Source organism: Streptomyces sp. NPDC026659, from assembly GCF_040638245.1.
Classification (GTDB): domain Bacteria; phylum Actinomycetota; class Actinomycetes; order Streptomycetales; family Streptomycetaceae; genus Streptomyces.
Window position 1 is genome coordinate 44,873 of sequence record NZ_JBEZXY010000014.1, and the last position, 21,590, is coordinate 66,462.

Sequence of the window (21,590 nt, forward strand, 5' to 3'; positions counted from 1 at the left end):
CCATGCGACTCCTGAGAGTGTCTTCTCGTGCCGACCGGGACCTCCGGAGCGGCGAACGCAGGGGCGGGAGGGGCGACAAGGCCATGGACAAGCGGTACGAGGTGTACGCGCTCGCCGATGGACACTTCTACGACACGCCCGACCGGCTCTCGGCGGAGACGGGCGAGGCGGCACCGCAGTACGCGGCGGCACGCCGCCCGGTGCCGGACGGCTGGCACGCGGCCCGCTCCGGGGACTGGCTGACGCTGACCCCGCTCGGCGAGGACGGCGCGCCGGAGCCGGGACCGGCCCAGGGCTGGAAGATCCACTCCTCGGCCACCGCCGCGAACGCCGGCCGGGTCGCGGAGATCGTGTGGGACTACTGCGTGCCGCGCCGCATCCCCTTCAAGTTCGTGCCGGGACCGCATCTGCTGCACTTGCGCAACGCCAAGTACGCCGGCCGCGACACCAGCGGCAAGTTCGTCACCGTCTACCCGGCCGACGAGGAGCAACTGCACCGAATACTCATCGAGTTGGGCGAGCTGCTCGACGGTGTCGAGGGACCGTACATCCTGACCGACCTGCGCTGGGGCGCGGGCCCGCTCTACGTCCGCCACGGCGCGTTCGCCCGCCGGTACGTCGTCGACGAGCGCGGCTCGCTGGTACTCGCGGTGGCCGACGGCGAGGGGAACCTCGTGCCGGACCGGCGCGATCCCTCCTTCCAGGTGCCCGAGTGGATCACGCTGCCGGAGTTCCTGCGGCCGCATCTGGAGGCCCGCAACACCACGACGGTGGGCGAGCTGCCCTACCGCGTCGAGAAGGCGCTGCACTTCTCCAACGGCGGTGGCGTGTACGCCGGTTCGGACATCCGGGACGGCAGCCGCGTGGTGCTGAAGGAGGCCCGGCCGCATGCGGGGCTCGCGGCCGACGGCGCGGACGCGGTGACCCGCCTGGAGCGGGAGAAGGAGGCGCTGGAGCTGGTCGCCGGGACCGGGGTGGTCCCCGAGGTCCTCGACTGGCTGACTCTCGGCGAACACCGCTTCCTGGTCATGGAGTTCCTGGAGGGCCGCCCGCTCAACTCCTTCTTCGCGGAGCGCCATCCGCTGCTGATACCCGACCCCGACCCGGAGAAGACGGCCGCGTACACGGCCTGGGCGCTGCGGGTGCACGCGGCGGTGGAGCGGGCGGTCGCGGCGGTGCACGAGCGCGGCCTCGTCTTCAACGACCTGCACGTCTTCAACATCATGGTCGCGCCGGACGAGGAGACGGTCCATCTCATCGACTTCGAGGCGGCGGCGCCGGCCGCGGAGAACGGCCGACAGACGGTCGCCCACCCCGGCTTCTTCGCCCCGCCGGACCGCCGGGGCAAGGACGTGGACCGCTACGCGCTCGCCTGTCTGCGGATCGCCCTGTTCCTGCCGGTGACCTCGCTGTTCGTGGTGGACCGGGGCAAGGCCGCGCATCTGGCCGAGGTGATCGCGGAACAGTTCCCGGACGTGCCGCGCGCCTTCCTGGACGAGGCGGTCGCCGAGATCACCCGTAACACCCGGGGCGGCGAGGCCCGTCCGGCGACCCCGCTGGTGATGCCGGGCGACTGGCCGCACAGCCGGGACTCGATGGTGAAGGCGCTCCTCGCCTCCGCGACCCCGGAGCGCTCCGACCGCCTCTTCCCGGGCGACATCACCCAGTTCGCGGACGGCGGCGGTCTCGGACTCGCGCACGGCGCGGCCGGAGTGCTGTACGCGCTCGCGGCCTGCGGGGCCGACCGGTACGAGGAGGGTGAGCGCTGGCTGCTCCGGCACACCGCGCCCCCACCGCCCGGCACCCCGCTCGGCCTGTACGACGGACTCGCGGGCGTCGCCCTGGTCCTCGACCAACTGGGCTACCGGCAACAGGCGTTGGACCTGGTCGACGGCATCCTGCGCGAGAACTGGCGCAATCTGTCCTCCGACCTGCACGGCGGCCTGGCCGGGCTCGGCCTGGTCCTCGGGCACCTCGCGGCCGCCACTGGGGAGAAGGCCCTCGCGGAACACGCCGCCGAGGCCGCCGACATCCTCGTACGACGACTCGCCGAACCGGTCCCCGACACGCCCCGGCGACGGGCGGGACTGATGCGCGGCGCGAGCGGCCCGGCGCTGTTCCTGCTGCGCCGGTACGAGGAGACCGGCGACCCCCGCGCGGCAGCGGCGGCGGCCGAGGCGCTCCGCCGCGACCTGGCCTGCTGCGTCCTCCAGAAGGCGAGCGGCGGCCTGGAGGTCGACGAGGGCTGGCGCACGCTGCCCTACCTCGGGGACGGCAGCGTGGGTATCGGACTCGTCCTCGACGACTACCTCGCGCACACGGGCGCCGACGGCTTCGCCGCACAGGCCCGCGCGGCGGCTCCCGGCAGCCGGGAGCAGACCCTCCTCGCCCACGCGGCGGGCGCGGCAGAGGAGTTCGAGCGCGCCCGGGACGGCATCCTCGCCGCCGCGACCTCCCGCTTCTACGCACAACCCGGTCTCTTCCAGGGCCGCGCCGGAATGGTGCTGCATCTCGCGCGCAGTTCGGCGCCGGGTGCCACCCGGGAGCGGCTGGAGCGGCAGATCTCCGGGCTCGGCTGGTTCGCGATGGCCTACCAGGGCCAACTCGCCTTTCCCGGGCACCAGATGATGCGGCTCTCGATGGACCTCGCCACCGGAACGGCAGGCTGTCTGCTCGCCCTCGCCTCGGCGCTCGACGCCGGCAGGGCCGCGGGCGACGGCGCGGACGAACGCTCGGGCGAGCGCGCCCACCTGCCCTTCCTCCCGCCGCCGAAGGCGGCCCTCACACGCGGCTCCGACCCGGAGTCGTGACACAACCCCGTCCCCATGAATAGGGAGAGGACACCACCATGGCACTGCTCGACCTCCAGGTTCTCGAGTCCGACGACCACACCCTCACCGTCGCGAGCACGGTGAGCCTGCTCTCCTGCGTCTCGGCGGCCAGCGTTCTGCTCTGCCTGTGACCTGACCGGCACCACTCGGCTCCGGGCGGCCTCTCCCCTCGCGGGGAGGGGGCGTCCGGGGCCTTCCCGTTCCCGGCGGCGTTCCCGTTCCCGGCGGCGTTCCGGTTTCCCGGCGGTCTTCCGGTTCTCAACGCCCGCCGAGTGATTGCCTTTTGCCGCCCCCTGATCCGACCCACCCGCTCGAACCGAGGCGAGGCCGCAGCCGATGACGCCCAGTCCCGACGCCGACGCCACCCGCGCCCTGTCCCGCGCCGTACTCCGCCATGGGGGCCTGCGCGCCACCGCCCTGTTCGCCCTGAGCACCGCCGCGACCGCCGCCGGGCTGCTGCTGCCGGCCGCGCTGGGGCGGGCCCTCGATCTCCTGCTGGCCCGCGAGGACGCGACCCGCTGGGTGCTCTGGTGCGCGGGGCTCGTCCTGCTGTCGGGGGTGCTGGAAGCCTGCGTGGGTGTCGTCAGCGGCACCCTGGACGCCGGGTCGGCAGCGTGGCTGCGCCGCCAAGTCACCGGGCAAGTACTGGCGTTGGGGCCGCGCGCCGCGGCCCGGTTCGGCGGCGGGGACCTGGTGGCGCGGCTCGTCGGAGGCGCCGCGCAGGCGGGCACGGCCCCGGCGGCACTGGCCGCGCTGCTCGCCGAACTCGCGCTGCCACTGGGCGCGTTGGTCGCGCTCGGGCTGATCGACTGGCTGCTCGCGGCCGTGTTCCTCACCGGCGCGCCGGTGCTCGCGCTGCTGCTGCGGGCCCTGGCCCGGGACACCTCGGCATGCGCGGCCGAGTACCAGCGGGAGCAGGGCACGATCGCGGCCGCGCTGTCGGAGGCGGTCGGGGGGCACCGTACGATCCGCGCGGCGGGCGCCGAGGAGCGGGAGGCGGCCCGGGTGCTGGCCCCGCTCCCCCGGCTCTCCCGCGCGGGCCACGCGATGTGGCGGGTGCAGGGGCGGGCCGCCGCCCAAGCTCTCACCGTGGGCCCGCTGCTGAACCTGGGCGTGGTGGCCGTGGCGGGACTGTTGCTGGCCCACCAGCGGTTCACGGTGGGCGAGTTGCTGGCGGCGTCCCGGTACGCGGCGCTGGCGACCGGTGTCGGCGTCCTGGTCGGCCGGCTGGCGGCACTGAGCCGGGCACGGGCGGGCACGGCGCGGCTGGCCGAGGTGCTGGCGGAACCGGCGAGTGCGTACGGCGCGCGTGAACTCCCCTCCGGTCCCGGCAGGTTGGAGCTGCGGGGCGTCACGGCCCGGCGCGGCGGCCGTACCGTGCTCGACGGGGTGGACCTCACCGTGCCCGGCGGCACGACCCTCGCCGTCGTGGGCCGCTCGGGCACCGGCAAGTCGCTGCTCGCCGAGGTCGCCGGGCGGCTCGCCGACCCGGACGCGGGCGAGGTGCTGCTGGACGGCGTACCGCTGCGCGATCTCACCCATGACGCGCTGCGCCGGGCCGTCTCCTACGCCTTCGAACGCCCGGCGCTGTTCGGGACGACCGTCGAGGACGCCCTCGCCTTCGGCCTCGACCGGCCGCCCGCGCACCGGGTCCGCGAGGCCGCCCGCACGGCACGCGCCGACGCGTTCGTCCGCAGGCTGCCCCGGGGCTACGACACACCGCTCGCGGACGCGCCCCGCTCCGGCGGCGAGTCCCAACGCCTGGGTCTGGCACGCGCGTTCGCCCACGACGGCCGGCTGCTGATCCTGGACGACGCCCTCTCCAGCCTGGACACCGTCACCGAACGCCAGATCTCCCGCTCCCTGCTGACCCCGGGCGGCCCGACCCGTCTCCTGGTCGCCCACCGGGCCGCGACCGCCGCGGCGGCCGACGCCGTGGCGTGGCTGGACGAGGGGCGCCTGCGAGCGGTGGGGCCGCACGCGGAGCTGTGGCGGGAGGAGGAGTACCGGGCGGTGTTCGGGGACGCCGAGGCCGTGACCAAATAGCTCTTCACGACAAGGGAGTTGGGCTCCGATGAAGCTGCGGCAGCGGGCGGCCCGGTACGCGCGGACGAAGGGGCGGGTGCTGGTACGCCTGGGCGCCTGGTCCCTCCTGGAGGCCGGGCAGACCTTCCTGGCCGGGTACGCCCTCGCGCGCGCCCTGGACGCGGGCTTCCTCGCCGGGGACGTACGCACCGGACTGCTCTGGCTCGGGGCGGCCGGGGCGGCGGTGGTCGTGGGCGCGGTCGGCACCGGGCGGGTGTACGGCGTGGTGGCCGCACTGGTCGAACCGGTGCGGGACCGGCTGGTGACGCGAGTGGTCCGGCGCGGGGTCCGCGAGGCCGACCCGGGCGCGCTCTCGGGGCTGACCCAGCAGGTGGAGATAGCCCGGGACACCCTCGCGGGGCTGGTCCTGGTCTCCCGCTCCTTCCTCTTCACGGCGGCGGGCGCGCTGATCGGGCTGTTCTCCCTCGACCCCCTGCTCCTGGCGGTGGTGCTGCCCCCGTTGCTGGCCGGAGTGGCCCTCTTCGCCGTGACCCTGCGTCCCCTGGCGCGCCGCCAGGAGGCGTTCCTGACGGCCGACGAGGCGCTGGCCGAGGACCTGAACGCGGTGGGCCCCGGCCTCCGGGACATCACCGCCACCGGAGCCGAGGCCCAGGTCGCGGAGCACCTCGGCCGCCGCGTCCGGGCCGAGCTGCGGACGGCCCGCTCCCTGGCCCGCTGGAGCCCGGCCCGCGTGGCCGCGCTCACCCTGGGCGGCGAGGTCCCGGTGATCCTGCTCCTGGTGTCGGCCCCCTGGCTGCTGCGCCGGGGCGTCACGCCGGGCGCGCTCCTCGGCGCGCTCACGTACGTCGGCCAGTCCCTGTACCCGGCCCTGCAGAACCTGGTCCACGGGCTGGGCACGAGCGGGGCGCGGCTCACGGTCGTACTGCGCCGCCTGATCCCTCCGGGGAAGCCCGCCGCCGAAAGGGCACCCCGAGCCTCCGAACCGTCCCCGGAGCCGAAGACGCCCGCCCTGGCCCTCTCCGGCCTCCGTTTCGCCTACGGCCCCGCCAGTGAACCGGTGCTCCACGGGCTGGACTTGGCGCTGCCGCCCGGCACCCACCTCGCCGTCGTCGGCCCGAGCGGCACCGGCAAGTCCACGCTGACCGCCCTCGTCGCCGGGCTGCTCACACCCGACGCGGGCACCCTCCACCTCCACGGACACCCGGCGCCGGACGCGACCGCCCTCCGCACGCTCATCCCGCAGGAGGCGTACGTCCACGGCGGCACCCTCGCCGAGAACCTGACCCTGCACCGCCCGGACCCCGTACCCGAGGGCGAACTGCTGGCCGCCGCCGACGCGGTGGGCCTGGCCCCCTTGCTGAACGCCCTCGGCGGCCCGGCCGCGCGACTCGACCCCTCGGCGCTCTCCGCGGGCGAACGCCAGCTCGTCGCGCTCACCCGCGCCTACCTCTCCCCCGCCCCGCTCGCGCTGCTCGACGAGGCGACCTGCCACCTCGACGCGGCGGCCGAGGAACGCGCGGAGCGCGCGTTCGCGGCGCGCCCCGGGGGCACCCTGGTCGTCGTCGCGCACCGGATGAGCTCGGCCCGGCGGGCGGATCTCGTGCTGGTGCTGGACGGCGCGCGCACGGTGTGCGGGACGCACGTCGAGCTGCTGGCGTGCTCGCCGCTGTACCGGGACCTCATGGGCGACTGGGCCGGGGCGTCGGACACGCGGGTGGGCTGAGCGGCCCCGGGAGCCGCGTCACAGCCCGCGTCAGGGGCCGTGTCACAGCCACCCCTCACCCCGCGATATCCGGATCGCGTCGATCCGGTTCCGCGCCCCCGTCTTCCGGGTGATCGCCGCCATGTAGTTGCGGACCGTCCCGTGGGACAGGTGCAGGCTGCGGGCGATCTCGGCGATCGAGGCACCCCCCGCCGCGAGGTCCAGGACGCTCAGTTCGCGGCGTGTCAGGGGGATCTGCGTGGCGCGGAGGAAGCCGAAGCCGAGCGAGGCGTCGATGAAACGTTCCCGCGCGGCCACGTGCCGTATCGCGCGGACCAGACGTTCCGGGGAGCCCGCCTTGTCGACGAAGCCGAGCGCGCCCGCCTCGGCGGCGCGCTTGAGGAGGCCGGGGCGATGGGCACTGGCTAGGACCACGAGAGCGGGTGGGCGTCCTCCCGTGCCCGGGGGACACAACTCGGCCAGTGGGGGCGCCGCGTGGCCGTCGCCGTACTCGAGATCGGCCGCGCACACGTCCGGGGACAGTGTGCGCACCTGGTCGGAGGCGCCGCGCCACGGCGTGTCGTCCACGTGGAGGCCCGGTTCCCGCCGCAGCCACTCCGCCAGGACCGCCCGTACCAGACACGCGTCGTGCACCAGAAGCACCCGGATCACTCCCGCCCCCTCGGTTTCGCTCTGTGTCGCTCTGTGCGGCCGTGCTGTCACCCTCGGAAGTCGACCGCGTGCCCATTGTTGGGTGTGTCGGCCCATCTCGTGCGCGGAGATCCGGCCATCAGGAGGCGCGGGGGCGCACACGCGGCGCCCGTGTGCCATCGCGTGCTCCACCACCACGGGCATGGGCCCCGCCCTCACGGGGTACTCGGTCGGCCCAGCTGCCGGCCGGGCCGCTTCGCAGGTCAGGGACGCCGCCCGGTGGCGGCATCCGCCGCGCGCGGGGCGACCCCGGGCGGGCGCCCCGCTCCGCCCGGGCCGGGCGCGCGACCGTACGAGGAGGTGGTCGGGGTGTCCGACACACCGGGGCCCGCAGCCCAGTCCCCGGCGGCCGGACGACCGCTGCTGTCGGCCGCGCTCACCTCGATGATGGAGGAGGTCGGGGCGCACTCCGGTGCGGTGTATCTGCTGCGGTCCGACGCGCCGGTCCTGGAGATGGCGGTGATGGCGGGGCTGCCGCGCGCGTTCGCGGCGCCCTGGGAGCGGGTCGGGCTGAGCGCGCGGATCCCGGTGGCCCAGGCGGTCCGGGAACGGCGCATGGTGTGGGTGGGCGGCGCCGACGAGATGGCGCGCCGCTTCCCGAGGATCGCGGTGGTGCTGCCGTACCCCTTCGCGCTCGCCGCGGTGCCGCTGGCGACGGCGGAGCGGGTGCACGGCGTGGTGTTCGTGACCTGGCCCGGCACGCACCCGGCGGAGCTGTCCGGCGAGAAGCAGACGCGGCTGACGGCGGCCTGCGCGCGGCTGTCCGGGCAACTGGAGCAGGCCGCCGCCGAGGCCCGGCCGCCCGGTCCCGAGCCCGATCTGCTGGCGGCGCCCGCGCCGGAGGCCGCCGCCCCGGACCCGGCGGAGGCGGCCCGGCTGCTGGCCAGGCTGCCGTACGGGCTGGTCTCGATGGACCTGCGGGGCCGCATCGGCTTCCTGAACGAGGCCGCCGCCGAACTCCTCGGCCGCCCCGCCGGGGAACTGCTCGGCACCCCGCCGTGGGTGTCGGTCCCCTGGCTGAACGATCCGGGGTACGAGGACCGGTACCGGGCCGCGCTGCTCAGCCAGCGGCCGACCTCGTTCGTGGCGCTGCGGCCGCCGGACGAGTGGCTGTCCTTCCGGCTGTATCCGAGCACGACCGGGCTGAGCGTGCGCATCACCCGGGTCAAGGTGCTCACGGAGCGGGCGCGCGAGACCGCGCGGTCGGGCGCGCCCCCGCCCCGCCTGGTGACCATCTCCCAACTGCTCAGCCTGACCGGCGCGTTGACCGAGGCGGTGGCCGTACGGGACGTGGTGCGGCTGGTCGCCGACGAGCTGGGGCCCGCCGTCGGCAGCCGGGCGCTGGTGCTGCTCGGCTCGCAGGAGGGGCGGCTGCGCGTGCTGGGCCACCACGGCTATCCGGACGCGCACGCCGTGGACCACTACGACGGGCTGCCGCTGAGCGCGCACACCCCCGGCACCCGGGCCCTGGACAGCGGAGTGCCCGGCTTCTTCGAGTCGGTCGAGCATCTGGAACGGCTCTATCCCTCGGAGCACCGGACCCGGGACGGCTTCGCCGCCTGGGCGTATCTGCCGCTGGTCGCCTCCGGGCGCCCGGTGGGCATGTGCGTACTGGCGTACGCGCACCCGCACGTCTTCCCGGCGGAGGAACGCGCCGTCCTCACCAGCCTCGGCGGGATGATCGCGCAGGCCCTGGAACGCGCCCTCCTCTACGACGCCAAGCACCGGCTCGCGCACGGCCTCCAGTCGGCGCTGCTGCCGCACAGCCTGGTCCCGCCGCCGGGCATCGAGGCGGCGGCGCGCTATCTGCCCGCGACCCGGGGCATGGACATCGGCGGCGACTTCTACGACCTGGTGCCGACCGGCCCGCTCGCGGCGGCGGTGATCGGCGACGTGCAGGGGCACAACGTGACGGCGGCCGCGCTGATGGGGCAGATCCGCACCGGGGTACGGGCGTACACGGCGGTGGGGCAGGCGCCGGAGGAGGTGATGGACAGCATCAACCGGCTGCTGCTGGACCTCGGCGCCGATCTGTTCGCCAGCTGTCTGTATCTGCGGCTGGACCCGGCGCGCGGGCAGGCCGTGATGGCGCGGGCCGGGCATCCGCCGCCGCTGCTGCGCAGCCCGGACGGCCGGGTACGGGTACTGGACCTGGCCGGGGGCCCGCTGCTCGGGATCGACGCGGAGGCGGTGTATCCGACGACCGAGGTGACTCTCGCCCCGGGTTCGGTGCTGGCCCTCTACACGGACGGGCTGGTGGAGTCGCCGGGCGTGGACATCGAGGACGCGCTGGTCGAGCTGGGCGCGGTGTTCGCCGAGGCGGGTGGGGGGCCGCTGGAGAGCGTCGCCGACGAGCTGATCCGGCACGGGGCGTCGGGGCGGGAGCGGGTGGACGACGTGGCGGTGCTGCTGCTGCGGGCGAGCGGGGGCGGGTGAGGGCACTCCCGGGTCTCACGGGCGGCTTCCGCCGGAAAGAGGTGGTCCGGCCCTCCCGCCGGAGGGCCGGACCGTCCCCGGCCGACCGGAACCGCGTGCGAACGGCCGGCCGGGGCGTCTGGTTCCGGCACCCGCGCGGGGTGCCGGAGGGGGGGCGGCTCAGTTGCCGCCGCTGTGGTGGCGCGACTTGTGGTGCTGGCCGGTGCCGTTCTGGGCGGCACCCTGGTCACCGGCGGCCTGGTCATCAGCGGCCTGGTCGTCCGCCGCGGCGGACGGGTCGGCGGAGCCGCCGAGCTCGTCGCCGCCGACCTGCTCACCGGCACCCGCCTGGTCACCGGCGCCCGCACCGGCCTCGTCACCCGCGCCGGCCTGGTCGCCCGCGCCCGCCTGGCCGCCGTCGCCGAGGGTGGCGCCGGTGGCCGCGAGGGCGGTGGTGACCGGCTGGAAGAAGGTCTCACCGCCGCTGGTGCAGTCGCCGCTGCCGCCGGAGGTCAGACCGACCGCGCCGCCGTCCTGGGTGAACAGGGAGCCGCCGGAGTCGCCGGGCTCGGCGCACACGTTGGTCTGGATGAGACCGGTGACGGTGTCCACGCCGTTGGGGTCGGTCTCGCTCTGGAAGTTGACGGTGGCGTCCAGGCCGGTCACCTGGCCGTTGTGCAGCCCGGTGGTGGAGCCCATGCGGAATACGGTGGAGCCGACGGTGGCCTCCACGGCCTGGGCGATCGGCACGGTCTGGCCGTTGCCCGCGTTGACCTCGCTGGGGGCCTGGGTCGCCGGGTCGTCGTACTTCACGAGTGAGAAGTCGCCCTCGCCGGGGAAGGTCGCCTGGTCCACCGTGGCGATGGGCTGACCGGTCTGCGAGTCGGACCACTCCTTGGCGGCGACTCCGCAGTGACCGGCCGTCAGGAAGGCGGGGCTGCCGTCGGAGGCCGTGACGTTGAAGCCGAGGGAGCAGCGCACGTTGCCGCCCTCGACCTGGGAGAAGATGGCGTCGCCGCCCGAGACGAAGGTCTTGAAGGTGCCGGAGGACTTTCTGAGGGTGGCCATGTCCGGGCCGAGACCGGCCACGGTGGACTCCAGGCGGTCCCACTGGGCGCCGGTGACCGTGCTGTCGGCGCTGACGACGACCTTGTTGGTGCGCGGGTCCACCGCCCAGGCGGTGCCGGGGATGGTCGCCTTGGTCTTCAACGTCTGTGCGGCGGCCTTGAGTTCGGTGGTGCTGTTGTCGACCTCGCGGACGGTGGCACCGGCCTGCTGGGCCTGCGCCATGGCGTTCTGGTCGCCGCGGGCCACGTTGACGACGAGCTGCTGCTTGCCGTTCTCGTAGTAGGAACCGGCGAACGCGGCGCCGAGCTGCTTCTGGATCTGGGCGCTGAGCGTGGAGGCGTCGGTGGCCTTCAGCGTCTTGGCGGTGCCTGCGGCGGCGGTCGCGTCCTTGTCCTGGGACGCCATGGCGTTGGGCAGCAGGAGGGCCGCGGCTCCGAGCGCCGCGACGCCGCCCACCGCTATCGCGGCCTTGCGCTTGGGCATTCGCTTGTGACTCAACCTTCTCGACCTCCAGTGGGGGACGGGGGTCTGCCGCTAGGGCAGTTGGATCGGGGGCGCCCGGACGGCCACAAGTACGGGCGGGGTGCGCGCAGCGTTCAACTCCGTTCGCCAACTTCCTTCGGAGCAAAGCGAATCGGCCACCACACAAGGGGTGTCCGCACCTGCGGTGGGGCCGTACCCCACGGACGACGGATCCGGATCGTCACGCTGGGGCTCCGTCAGGTGACGGTCCGTCCAGAACGCGTACCGGAATCGTTGCTTCAGGGAATCTGCACACCGACTGCCCAAGCGGGTCACCGGAGAGGCCGGATCTGCACATCCGCGCGCTCCCGCAACGCACCTTTGGAGAGGAGTGCCGGATTCGCCGCCGGAGGATCGCACGAGTCGGCGCGCGCCGGGCGCCCGGCATGTGAAGGAGTAGCCACGGCCCGGTGCGCGCGCCTGCACCATCGCCCCCCATTACCGACAGAAACGCCTGGTGAGGGGCTTGTTCAGGTGGAAGCGGGCGCGGCGTGCGTGCTTTGATCCATCGCACCGCGGGGACCGCTCAGGGGCCGCCGGAGACGGCGACCCCCGGGTGCTCGCGGACGCGGCGGTCCATCTGTCCCCAGAGGGGGCCGCTCTCCCCCTTGTGAGATATCCATATGAAGGGAAGTTCCACCATGAACTCCACCCCCCAGGTTGAGACCGTCGAGATCTCGGACGCCGAGCTGGACAACGTCTCCGGCGGCCTGTCCGTGAACGCCCTCAACACCGTGACCGGCGCCGTCAACGGCATCGCCCCGGTTTCCGGCCTGGTGGACACCGCCATCGGCACCGTCGAGGGCGTCACCGGCCTGAACACCCAGCCGGTCACCAACCTGGTCGCCGGTCTCTGATCGCACCTGGTTTCACCGAAGTCCCGGAGCCGTCCGCCGGCTCCGGGACTCTCGGGCGTTCCGCCGCGGTTTCCGCACAGGTCTCCGCCGCGGCTTCCGTGATGTCGTCTCTCCTCGGGTGAGGGAAGTTCCGTGCAGTTCCGCCAACAGGCCCTCGCCAAGCTCCAGTCGCCGGAGGAACTCGACCTCCCGGTGCGGCTCGCGCGTCCGCAGGGCTGGCTCGCGCTGGGTGTCACCGTCGTCGTGATGGCGGCCGCCTCCGTGTGGGCGGTGACCGGTTCGGTCACCTCCACGGTGAGCGCCCCCGCCATCCTCACGCACGCGCAGGGCAGTTATCTGCTCCAGAGCCCCGTCGCCGGGCAGGTGACGGCCGTGCTCGCGCAGCAGGGCGACCGCCTCGACGCGAACGCGCCCGTCCTCAAGGTCCATACCGCGCAAGGCGATTCACTTATCCGCACGGTCGCCGCCGGACGGATCACCGCGCTCGCCGCGACGATCGGGCAGATCATCCGGACCGGCGCCAACGTGGCCGCCGTGGAGAAGGTCGCGCACGCGGACGACCCGCTGTACGCGACGGTGTACGTGCCCGCCGGGAACGCCGCCTCGATCCCGGCGCACGCGGAGGTCGACCTGACCGTCTCCTCCGTGCCCGCCGAGCGCTACGGCGTGCTGCGCGGCCGGGTGAAGTCGGTGGACCGCACCGCCCAGTCGGCGCAGTCGATCGCCGCGTTCCTCGGCGACAGCCAGCTCGGCGAGCAGTTCACCCGCGAGGAACGCCCGGTCGCCGTGACCGTGAAGCTGGAGAAGTCGGCCTCGGCGAAGAGCGGTTACCGCTGGTCCTCCGCCGACGGACCGCCGTTCCGGCTCGACTCCATGACCCTGGCCACCGGTTCGGTCCGGCTGGCCGACCAGCGTCCCCTCGATTGGCTGCTCCCGTGACCGTGCAGACGGGGCAGGACCCCGACACCCGTAGCCGCAGACGCGCCGCCCCGCCCCGGCGCCCGGTCCCCAAGGGCCGTGGCGGCACGGTCCGTACCCCCACCGTGCTCCAGATGGAGGCCGTCGAGTGCGGCGCCGCCTCCCTCGCGATGGTGCTCGGCCACTACGGCCGCCATGTCCCGCTGGAGGAGCTGCGCATCGCGTGCGGTGTCTCCCGCGACGGCTCGCGTGCGAGCAACCTTCTGAAGGCGGCGCGTAGTTACGGGCTGACCGCCAAGGGCATGCAGATGGACCTGGCCGCCCTCGCCGAGGTGCGCGCACCGGCCGTGCTGTTCTGGGAGTTCAACCACTACGTCGTCTACGACGGCATGGGCCGCCGCTTCGGCCGGCGCGGGGTGTACATCAACGACCCCGCCAAGGGCCGCCGGTTCGTGCCCATGGAGGAGTTCGACGGCAGCTTCACCGGTGTCGTGCTCGTCCTCGAACCCGGTGACGACTTCGCCAAGGGCGGCCGCAAGCCGGGCGTGCTCGGCGCGATGCCCGCCCGGCTGCGCGGCACCGCGGGCACCCTGCCCGCCGCCGTCCTCGCGAGCCTGCTGCTGGTCGCGGTCGGCGCGGCGCTGCCCGCGCTGAGCCGCACCTACATCGACATGTTCCTCATCGGCGGCCAGACCTCGCTGCTCGGCGTGCTGTTCGCCTCGATGGGCACGTGTGTCGCGCTGACGCTGGTGCTGACCTGGCTCCAGCAGACCAACCTGCTGCACGGCCGGATCATCTCCTCCACCCTCTCCAGCGCCCGCTTCCTGCGCCATCTGCTCCGGCTGCCGGTCACCTTCTTCTCCCAGCGCTCCCCCGCCGACCTGGTCCAGCGCCTCCAGTCCAACGACCAGGTCGCCGAGACCCTGGCCCGCGACCTCGCGGCGGCGGGCGTGGACGCGATCGTGGTCGTGCTGTACGCGCTGCTCCTCTACACCTACGACCCGCAGCTCACCTTCGTCGGCATCGGCGTGGCCCTGCTGAACATCGTGGCGATGCGGCTGGTCGTACGGCTGCGCGCGACCCGTACGGCGAAGCTGCGCGCGGACTCCGCGCGGCTCACCAACACCTCGTACACCGGCCTTCAGCTGATCGAGACGATGAAGGCGACCGGCGGCGAGGACGGCTACTTCCGCAAGTGGGCCGGGCAGCACGCGGCGACACTGGAGGAGCAGCAGAAGCTCGGGGTGCCGAGCGCGTGGCTCGGGGTGGTCGCGCCGACGCTGGCCACGCTCAACAGCGCGCTGATCCTGTGGATCGGCGGCGTCCGCGCGATCGAGGGGCACATCTCGGTGGGTCTGCTGGTCGCCTTCCAGGCGCTGGTGGCCCGCTTCACGGCCCCGCTGACCCGGCTCAACGGCGTGGCGGGCCGCATCCAGGACTTCGCCGCCGACGTGGCCCGGCTGAAGGACGTGGAGAACTTCCAGGCCGACCCGCTCTACGACCGCCCCGGCGGCGCGGGCGAGTCCACGCGCAGGCTGCGCGGGCACGTCGAGCTGGAGAACGTCACCTTCGGCTACAGCCCGCTGGACAAGCCTCTGCTCACCGGTTTCGACCTCACGGTGGGCCCGGGCCGGCAGGTCGCGCTCGTCGGCGGCTCGGGCAGCGGCAAGTCCACGGTGTCCCGGCTGATCTCGGGGCTGTACTCCCCGTGGGACGGCGCGATCCGCATCGACGACACACGCCTGGAGGACATCCCGCGCGGCGCGCTCGCCTCCTCGGTCTCCTTCGTGGACCAGGACGTGTTCCTCTTCGAGGGCACGATCCGCGACAACGTGGCGCTGTGGGACCGCTCGATCCCGGACGAGGCCGTGGTGGAGGCGCTGCGGGACGCGGCGCTGTACGACGTGGTGACGCGCAGGCCCGGCGGCATCCACAGCCGGGTCGAGCAGGACGGCCGGAACTTCTCCGGCGGCCAGCGCCAACGCCTGGAGATCGCGCGGGCGTTGGTCCGCCGTCCCAGCATCCTCGTCCTCGACGAGGTGACCAGTGCGCTCGACGCGGAGACGGAACTGACCGTGATGGACAACCTGCGCAGGCGCGGCTGTGCCTGCGTGGTGATCGCGCACCGGCTGAGCACGGTCCGCGACAGCGACGAGATCGTGGTGCTCCAGCACGGCACGGTGGTCGAACGCGGCCGCCACGAGGAACTGGTGGCCCACGGCGGCGCCTACGCGGCGCTGGTCAGGGAGCGGTGAGATGACGCGGACACACGAAGGGGACCTGGTCCTCGGCGCCCTGGGCGCGCTCGGCTCCCGGGTGGACTGCGCGGGCTTCAGCCGCCTGGACCTCGAAGGCCCGCAGGTGCTGTGGCTGGTGGCGTCCGGCGCGCTCGACCTGTTCGCGGTGGACGCCGCCCAGCAGGGCCACTGGCACCACCTGGGCCGCCTTGAGGCGGGCGCGCTGCTGCTCGGCCCGGTCGCCGGCCCCCAGCACACGCTGGTCGCCCGCCCCGTACGGGACTGCGTGGTGCACCGGGTGAACCTGCGCGAGCTGTACCAGAGCGCGCAGACCGAGACCTGGTCGTACGACGCGTACGGCAACCCGCAGTACGTACCGCCCGCCACCAGCCCCCTGGAGTACGCGCTCGCGCTGGGCGTCGGACGCGGACTCGCGGTGCTGTTCCAGACGCCGCTCGCCGAGGACCGCTCCACCGCGCCCTCGGACGACGACGTGTTCTGGACCCAGGTGCCGCCGGGCAGCGTGCAGTACGGCTCGGTGTACGGCGCGGAGGCCGCCGCCGATCTGCTGATGGACCCGGCGCTGTGGCAGACCCTGGTGGACCAGCAGTACCGGCTGCTGACCGCCCTGGACCGGTGGATCGAGCAGCTGGAGCGCAGCCACGAGACGCGTACGGCGGCCGGGATCAAGGCCGGTGAGGCGGTGCGCGCCGAGGCCGACCGGACGCTGCTCGCCTCCATCGGCAAGCGTTCGGCGCGGCGGACCACGGCGGCGGACGCGGACGCCGGATACGCGGCCTGCAGGCTGGTCGCGGAGGCGGCCGGGATCACGCTGGCCGAGCCCGCGCACAGCGGCACCGAGAGCGAGCGCCTGGACCCGGTGGAGCGCGTGGCGCTGGCCTCCCGGGTGCGTACTCGCGCGGTCCGTCTCGACGGGCACTGGTGGCGCGAGAACGTGGGCCCGCTGGTGGGCCACCGGGCGCTGTCCGGGGCGCCGGTCGCGCTGCTGTGGCGGCGCGGCGGCTATGTGGCCGTACAGCCCGCGACCGGGCGCGAGACGCCGGTGGAGAAGGCGAACGCGGAGGAGTTCGAGCCGCGCGCGGTGATGTTCTACCGTCCGCTGCCCGAACGGCGCCTCGGCCCGCTGGGTCTGCTCCGCTTCAGCCTGCGCGGCACACGCGGCGATCTGACGAACCTGATGCTGGCCGGTCTGGTGACGGTGGCGATCGGCGCGCTGGTGCCGGTGGCCACGGGCAAGGTGCTCGGCGAGTACGTCCCGCAGGCGCGGGAGAACCTGATCGCCCAGGTGTGTCTCGCGGTGATGCTGAGCGGGATCGTCTCGGCCGCCTTCACCCTGCTGGAGAACCTGACCATCCTGCGCCTGGAGGGCCGTATCGAGGCCGCGCTCCAACCGGCCGTGTGGGACCGGCTGTTGAGACTGCCCACCCGCTTCTTCGCGAGCCGTTCGACCGGTGAACTGGCCAGCGCCGCCATGGGGATCAGCTCGATCCGGCGGCTACTGGCGGGCGTGGGACCGGTGGTGGCCCAGTCGGTGACGGTCGGCGCGATGAACGTCGGGCTGCTGCTCTGGTACAGCGTGCCGATGGCGCTCGCCGCGATCGGACTGCTGATCGTGATCGGCGCGGTGTTCCTGGGGCTCGGGCTGTGGCAGGTGCGCTGGCAGCGGCGCCTGGTGACGCTCGGCAACAAGCTGAACAACCAGGCGTTCCAGACCCTGCGGGGCCTGCCCAAGCTGCGGGTCGCGGCGGCGGAGAACTACGCCTACGCCGCCTGGGCGCGGGAGTTCGCGCGCAGCCGGGAGCTCCAGCAGAAGGTCGGCCGGATCAAGAACCTCAGTTCGGTGCTCGGCGCGGTCTATCTGCCCGTCTGCACGCTGGTGATGTTCATGCTCCTCGCGGGTCCGGCGAAGGGGGCGATGTCGGCGGCGGCGTTCCTCACCTTCAGCACCTCGGTGACGATGGTGCTGACCTCGGTGACCCAGTTGACCGGCGCGTTCGTCTCGGCGGTGGCGGCGCTGCCGCTGTTCGAGGAGATCCGCCCGGTCCTCGACGCCACCCCGGAGGTGCGCTCGGCGAGCACCCGGCCCGGCCCGCTCACGGGTGCGCTGGAGGCCCGGCGGCTGTCCTTCCGGTACGCCGACGACGGCCCGCTGGTCCTGGACGACGTGTCCTTCTCGGTGCGCCCCGGCGAGTTCGTCGCGGTGGTGGGCCCGAGCGGCTGTGGCAAGTCCACGCTGCTGCGCCTGCTCATCGGCTTCGACAAGCCGGTCTCCGGCAGCGTGCTCTACGACGGCCAGGACCTGGCGGCGCTGGACCAGTCGGCGGTACGGCGCCAGTGCGGGGTGGTGCTCCAGCACGCGCAGCCGTTCACCGGCTCGATCCTGGACGTCATCTGCGGCGCCGAGCCGTACACCCCGGAGGAGGCGATGGCGGCGGCCGAACTGGCCGGGCTCGCGGAGGACATCCAGCGGATGCCGATGGGGCTGCACACGATCGTCTCCGGCAGCGGCGCGGTCTCCGGCGGCCAGCGGCAGCGGCTGATGATCGCCCAGGCGCTGATCCGCCGCCCGCGCGTGCTGTTCTTCGACGAGGCGACCAGCGCCCTGGACAACGAGACCCAGCGCACGGTCATGGAGAGCACTCGCAAGCTGAACGCCTCCCGGATCGTCATCGCCCACCGCCTTTCGACCGTCATGGACGCGGACCGGGTGGTGGTGATGGAGGACGGCAAGGTCGTCCAGCAAGGGCCGCCCGCCGAACTCCTCGCGGACACCGGGGGCCGGCTGCACGAACTGGTGCGCAGGCAGCTGACGTAGAGCCGTCGCGGGCGTCCTCGGCGGCGAAAACGCCGTGTCCCGGCCAAGGCCCCCCACGGGCCCGGCCGGGACACGGTTGTGCTTCCGGAGACGGGCGGTCGGCCCCACACCGTCCGCCTGCTCCGGCAACGGAATCGCGGTCGCTCCGGCCAGGGGCCGCACTCCCCAGTCACGAGCCCGATCCGGCGTCCTGGAGTCCGCGCGATCCCGGTCCTAGAACGCGAAGACGCTGCTGTCCAGCGCGTCCTTCGCGCAAGCGTTGCCGAACGTGCGCTCGTAGGAGACCCGTTGGCCCTGCCAGACGCCCTGGACGGTCACGGTCACCGGGTCGTAGAGCCGGGTGCACCACACGTCGTCTCGGGCCTTCAGGGCCGTGAAGTCGCCCTGGAGACCGCGCAGTTCGGCACAGGCCCGGACGGGGTCCGGGTGGGTGCCGGACGGGGTCGGGGCGCAGCTCAGGGTGACGGCGCGCTCGGGGGCGAGCGTGGCGGCGCTGTCGCCGTGCCCGGTGGTGAGCACCAGCGCCGAGGGCGCGTACAGCGAGGCCGGGGCGGCTGCGGCGGTCCCGGTCAGGGGGCCGCAGACGGCGGCGGCGGTGAGCCCGAGGGCCGCGGTCCAGCGCGCGGTGTTCCGCATCGTGTGCATCCTTCCGCTCGAACAGTCGGGGGGTGCCGGCCCGGCTCCGTTCGGGTGCCGGGGCGGCGGCCGCCACTCTGCCGAGTCCGCCGCCGGAACACACATCCCACCCATGACTTTCAGTAACCTTGCGTGTTGAATCAGTGGCGAGAAGTCACGGAAATCGAACACGTCGGCCGCTCAACCCCACGGTTCTTGATCGGATGTGACGACTCGATGGCCGAAAACCACCGCCTGCGCAATCGGCCTGAAACATTCCGGCCGCGCGCGCCCCGACCGCCTTCACGTCCCGTTCGTGACACCTTCACGCTTCCTCGCGTTCGCCCGGGTTTCCGGCGCACCGGCATGGCCGAACCCTCCATCGGCGGCCCCGGAATATGGACGAAACATCACCTGGCCCGATTCCGCCGCCCGGCCGTACCGTCGGCAGATCCCGATCCGGACATCCGCCCACCACGCGGCGCAGGAGCCCCCGTTGACCTCACAGCCCGCCGAATCCCCGGCCACGCCGCCGCCCGCCCTCACCGAGGTCGAGCCCTACGGCGTCGAACGCATCCCCGACTCCGAGCGCACCGCGACCCCGCTCGACCTCTTCCGGGTCGCCTTCGGCGGCGCGAACACCTTCTCCACCTGTGTCCTCGGCGCGTTCCCGATCCTGTTCGGACTCTCCTTCTGGCAGGGCCTCGCCGCGACCGTCCTCGGCGTGGTCGTGGGCGCCCTGATCCTGTGTCCGATGGCCGTGTTCGGCCCGGTGAACGGCACCAACAACGCGGTGGCGTCCTCCGCGCACCTCGGTGTGCACGGCCGGATCGTCGGCTCCTTCCTCTCCCTGCTCACCGCGATCGCCTTCTTCTCCATCTCGGTGTGGAGCTCGGGCGACGCCCTGGTGGGCGGCGCGCACCGGCTGTTCGGCCTGGAGCGCGGCACGCTGTCGTACGTCGTGGCGTACGCGCTGTTCGCGGGCCTGGTCCTCGCGGTGTGCGTGTACGGCTTCCGGTTCATGCTCTTCGTCAACAAGATCGCGGTGATGTCGGCGACCGTGCTGTTCCTGCTCGGCGCCATCGCCTTCGCCGGTGACTTCGACCCGTCGTACGCCGGTGTCTTCACGGCCCACGCGGACGCGGCGACCCAGTCGATGTTCTGGCCGTCGTTCATCGGCGCGGCCCTGATCGTGCTGTCCAACCCGGTGTCGTTCGGCGCGTTCCTCGGCGACTGGTCGCGCTACATCCCCGCGTCCACCCCGCACCGCAAGGTGATCGGGGCCGCGTTCCTCTCCCAGCTGGCCACGCTGCTGCCGTTCGTGTTCGGCCTGGCGACCGCGAGCATCATCGCGACGAAGGCACCGGCGTACGTGGACCCGAAGGCGCCGGACTTCGTGGGCGGTCTGCTGGCGATCTCCCCGAGCTGGTTCTTCCTGCCGGTGTGCCTGCTCGCCCTGATCGGCGGCATGTCCACGGGCACGACCTCGCTCTACGGCACGGGCCTGGACTTCTCCTCGGTCTTCCCGAGGCTGTCCCGGGTCCAGGCGACCCTGCTGGTCGGCGTCCTGTCCATCGCGTTCATCTTCATCGGCCGCTTCGGCCTGGACCTCGTGCAGTCCATCTCCACCTTCGCCACGATGATCATCACCTGCACCACGCCGTGGATGGTCGTGATGATGCTCGGCTTCTGGACCCGGCGGGGCTGGTACGACCCGGACGCCCTCCAGGTCTTCAACCGCCGTCAGCGCGGCGGCCGTTACTGGTTCGCGCACGGCTGGAACTGGCGCGGCATGACCGCCTGGTGGGTCTCGGCGGTGCTCGGTGTGCTGTTCACCGACATCCCGGGCCAGTTCGTGGGCCCGCTGGGCGACGTGGCGGGCGGCGTGGACATCAGCCTGCCGCTCTCGCTTGCGGTGGCCGCGCTGCTCTTCCTGGCCCTGCTCCGGCTGTTCCCCGAGCCCCGCGCGGTCTACGGCCCCGAGGGCCCGCGCCTTGCCCGCACGGCGGACACCCCGGTCCCGCCGATCACGGGCCCGGACGCGCCCGCCCAGCCGGTCGCGGCGACGGAGCCCGCCGTATGACGCGCTGGCTGGACCTGTCTGTCCCCGTGGTGACCGGGATGCCCGTGTATCCCGGTGACCCGGAGGTCACGGTCTCCCCCGCGCTGCGCGCCCCGGCCGACGGCGTCAACGTCCTTGCCCTGCACCTGGGTTCGCAGTCCGGTACCCATGTGGACGCGCCGTACCACATCGACGACGCCTGGCCCCGGCTGGACGAGCTGCCGCTGTCCCGGTTCACGGGCCGCGCGGTGGTGGCCGACGTACGCGGGCTGGCGCCCCGCTCCCCCGTCACCCCGGAGCTGCTGGCCCCGGCCCTGGAGGCGGCGGCGCCGGACGCGGTCCTGCTGCTGGCCACCGGCTGGTCGGCGCACTGGGGCACGGACGCCTACGCGGACCATCCCTGGCTGACCCCGGCCGCCGCCGAGGCCGTCGTGGCGGCCGGGGTCCGCACGGTGGCGGTGGACGCCCTCAGCGTGGACCCGAGCGGCCCGGACGCCGACCCGGCCCTCCCGGCCCACCGCGTGCTGTGCGGCGCGGGCGGGGTGATCGCGGAGAACCTCAGGCACCTCGACCGGCTGGTGGGCGTGGACGACGCCGAGGTGTTCCTCTTCCCGCTGCGTCTGCCGGGGGCGGACGGGGCGCCGGTGCGCGCGGTGGCGCGGCTCGGCGGGGAGTGACGGCACACGAAATGACGGCGCGGGGCCCGTGGTGACACGGGCCCCGCACGCGTGTCAGGGGCGTGGCGGCGCCGTGTCAGGGGCGGCCGCCAC

The 21,590-nt window shown here is 73.6% G+C and carries 14 protein-coding genes; 11 read left to right on the plus strand and 3 right to left on the minus strand.

The window, feature by feature from the left end; genetic code table 11:
* Positions 1 to 83: 83 nt before the first annotated feature.
* The 4 genes from lanKC to AB0E91_RS28920 all read left to right on the plus strand — a co-directional run bounded on the left by lanKC (position 84) and on the right by AB0E91_RS28920 (position 6,600).
* Positions 84 to 2,810, plus strand: coding sequence for a class III lanthionine synthetase LanKC (lanKC, locus tag AB0E91_RS28905; protein ID WP_361787890.1), 2,727 nt, complete (start codon positions 84 to 86; stop codon positions 2,808 to 2,810).
* Between the two features lie 38 nt (positions 2,811 to 2,848).
* The gene (locus AB0E91_RS28910; protein ID WP_018548652.1) at positions 2,849 to 2,962 is read left to right on the plus strand and encodes a SapB/AmfS family lanthipeptide; all 114 of its coding nucleotides are present in this window, start codon (positions 2,849 to 2,851) and stop codon (positions 2,960 to 2,962) included.
* 205 nt (positions 2,963 to 3,167) lie between these two features.
* Positions 3,168 to 4,877, plus strand: a complete 1,710-nt coding sequence (locus AB0E91_RS28915) for an ABC transporter ATP-binding protein (protein ID WP_361787892.1) — start codon at positions 3,168 to 3,170, stop codon at positions 4,875 to 4,877.
* 28 nt (positions 4,878 to 4,905) lie between these two features.
* On the plus strand, positions 4,906 to 6,600 hold the full coding sequence (locus tag AB0E91_RS28920; protein ID WP_361787894.1) for an ABC transporter ATP-binding protein: 1,695 nt from the start codon (positions 4,906 to 4,908) through the stop codon (positions 6,598 to 6,600).
* A 42-nt stretch (positions 6,601 to 6,642) separates the two neighbouring features.
* Here AB0E91_RS28920 and AB0E91_RS28925 read toward each other — a convergent pair whose 3' ends face one another.
* The gene (locus tag AB0E91_RS28925) at positions 6,643 to 7,251 is read right to left on the minus strand and encodes a response regulator transcription factor (protein WP_161179247.1); all 609 of its coding nucleotides are present in this window, start codon (positions 7,249 to 7,251) and stop codon (positions 6,643 to 6,645) included.
* A 348-nt stretch (positions 7,252 to 7,599) separates the two neighbouring features.
* Here AB0E91_RS28925 and AB0E91_RS28930 point away from each other — a divergent pair, with 348 nt between their 5' ends.
* Positions 7,600 to 9,726, plus strand: coding sequence for a SpoIIE family protein phosphatase (locus AB0E91_RS28930; protein WP_361787896.1), 2,127 nt, complete (start codon positions 7,600 to 7,602; stop codon positions 9,724 to 9,726).
* Between the two features lie 159 nt (positions 9,727 to 9,885).
* On the opposite strand, the gene AB0E91_RS28935 is transcribed toward AB0E91_RS28930, so the two are convergent.
* Positions 9,886 to 11,256 (minus strand): S1 family peptidase, encoded by a 1,371-nt coding sequence (locus AB0E91_RS28935; protein ID WP_361787898.1) that lies wholly within the window; start codon positions 11,254 to 11,256, stop codon positions 9,886 to 9,888.
* Between the two features lie 680 nt (positions 11,257 to 11,936).
* Here AB0E91_RS28935 and AB0E91_RS28940 point away from each other — a divergent pair.
* The 4 genes from AB0E91_RS28940 to AB0E91_RS28955 all read left to right on the plus strand — a co-directional run bounded on the left by AB0E91_RS28940 (position 11,937) and on the right by AB0E91_RS28955 (position 18,143).
* Positions 11,937 to 12,152: a hypothetical protein gene (locus AB0E91_RS28940; RefSeq protein ID WP_018548646.1), complete on the plus strand. Its 216-nt coding sequence runs from the start codon at positions 11,937 to 11,939 to the stop codon at positions 12,150 to 12,152.
* A gap of 132 nt (positions 12,153 to 12,284) precedes the next feature.
* Positions 12,285 to 13,091 carry an HlyD family efflux transporter periplasmic adaptor subunit gene (locus AB0E91_RS28945; RefSeq protein ID WP_361787900.1) on the plus strand — a complete coding sequence of 269 codons (807 nt, stop codon included), beginning with the start codon at positions 12,285 to 12,287 and terminating at the stop codon, positions 13,089 to 13,091.
* Positions 13,088 to 15,325 carry an NHLP family bacteriocin export ABC transporter peptidase/permease/ATPase subunit gene (locus AB0E91_RS28950; RefSeq protein ID WP_361787902.1) on the plus strand — a complete coding sequence of 746 codons (2,238 nt, stop codon included), beginning with the start codon at positions 13,088 to 13,090 and terminating at the stop codon, positions 15,323 to 15,325. The genes AB0E91_RS28945 and AB0E91_RS28950 overlap by 4 nt, the downstream gene beginning before the upstream one ends.
* 1 nt (position 15,326) lies before the next feature.
* On the plus strand, positions 15,327 to 18,143 hold the full coding sequence (locus tag AB0E91_RS28955; protein WP_361787904.1) for an NHLP bacteriocin export ABC transporter permease/ATPase subunit: 2,817 nt from the start codon (positions 15,327 to 15,329) through the stop codon (positions 18,141 to 18,143).
* Between the two features lie 213 nt (positions 18,144 to 18,356).
* On the opposite strand, the gene AB0E91_RS28960 is transcribed toward AB0E91_RS28955, so the two are convergent.
* Positions 18,357 to 18,779 (minus strand): subtilase-type protease inhibitor, encoded by a 423-nt coding sequence (locus AB0E91_RS28960; protein ID WP_361787906.1) that lies wholly within the window; start codon positions 18,777 to 18,779, stop codon positions 18,357 to 18,359.
* 475 nt (positions 18,780 to 19,254) lie between these two features.
* Between AB0E91_RS28960 and AB0E91_RS28965 the strand changes: the two genes are divergently transcribed.
* Positions 19,255 to 20,841 carry a cytosine permease gene (locus tag AB0E91_RS28965; RefSeq protein ID WP_361787908.1) on the plus strand — a complete coding sequence of 529 codons (1,587 nt, stop codon included), beginning with the start codon at positions 19,255 to 19,257 and terminating at the stop codon, positions 20,839 to 20,841.
* On the plus strand, positions 20,838 to 21,497 hold the full coding sequence (locus AB0E91_RS28970) for a cyclase family protein (protein WP_361787910.1): 660 nt from the start codon (positions 20,838 to 20,840) through the stop codon (positions 21,495 to 21,497). The genes AB0E91_RS28965 and AB0E91_RS28970 overlap by 4 nt, the downstream gene beginning before the upstream one ends.
* The last annotated feature ends 93 nt before the right edge of the window (positions 21,498 to 21,590 follow it).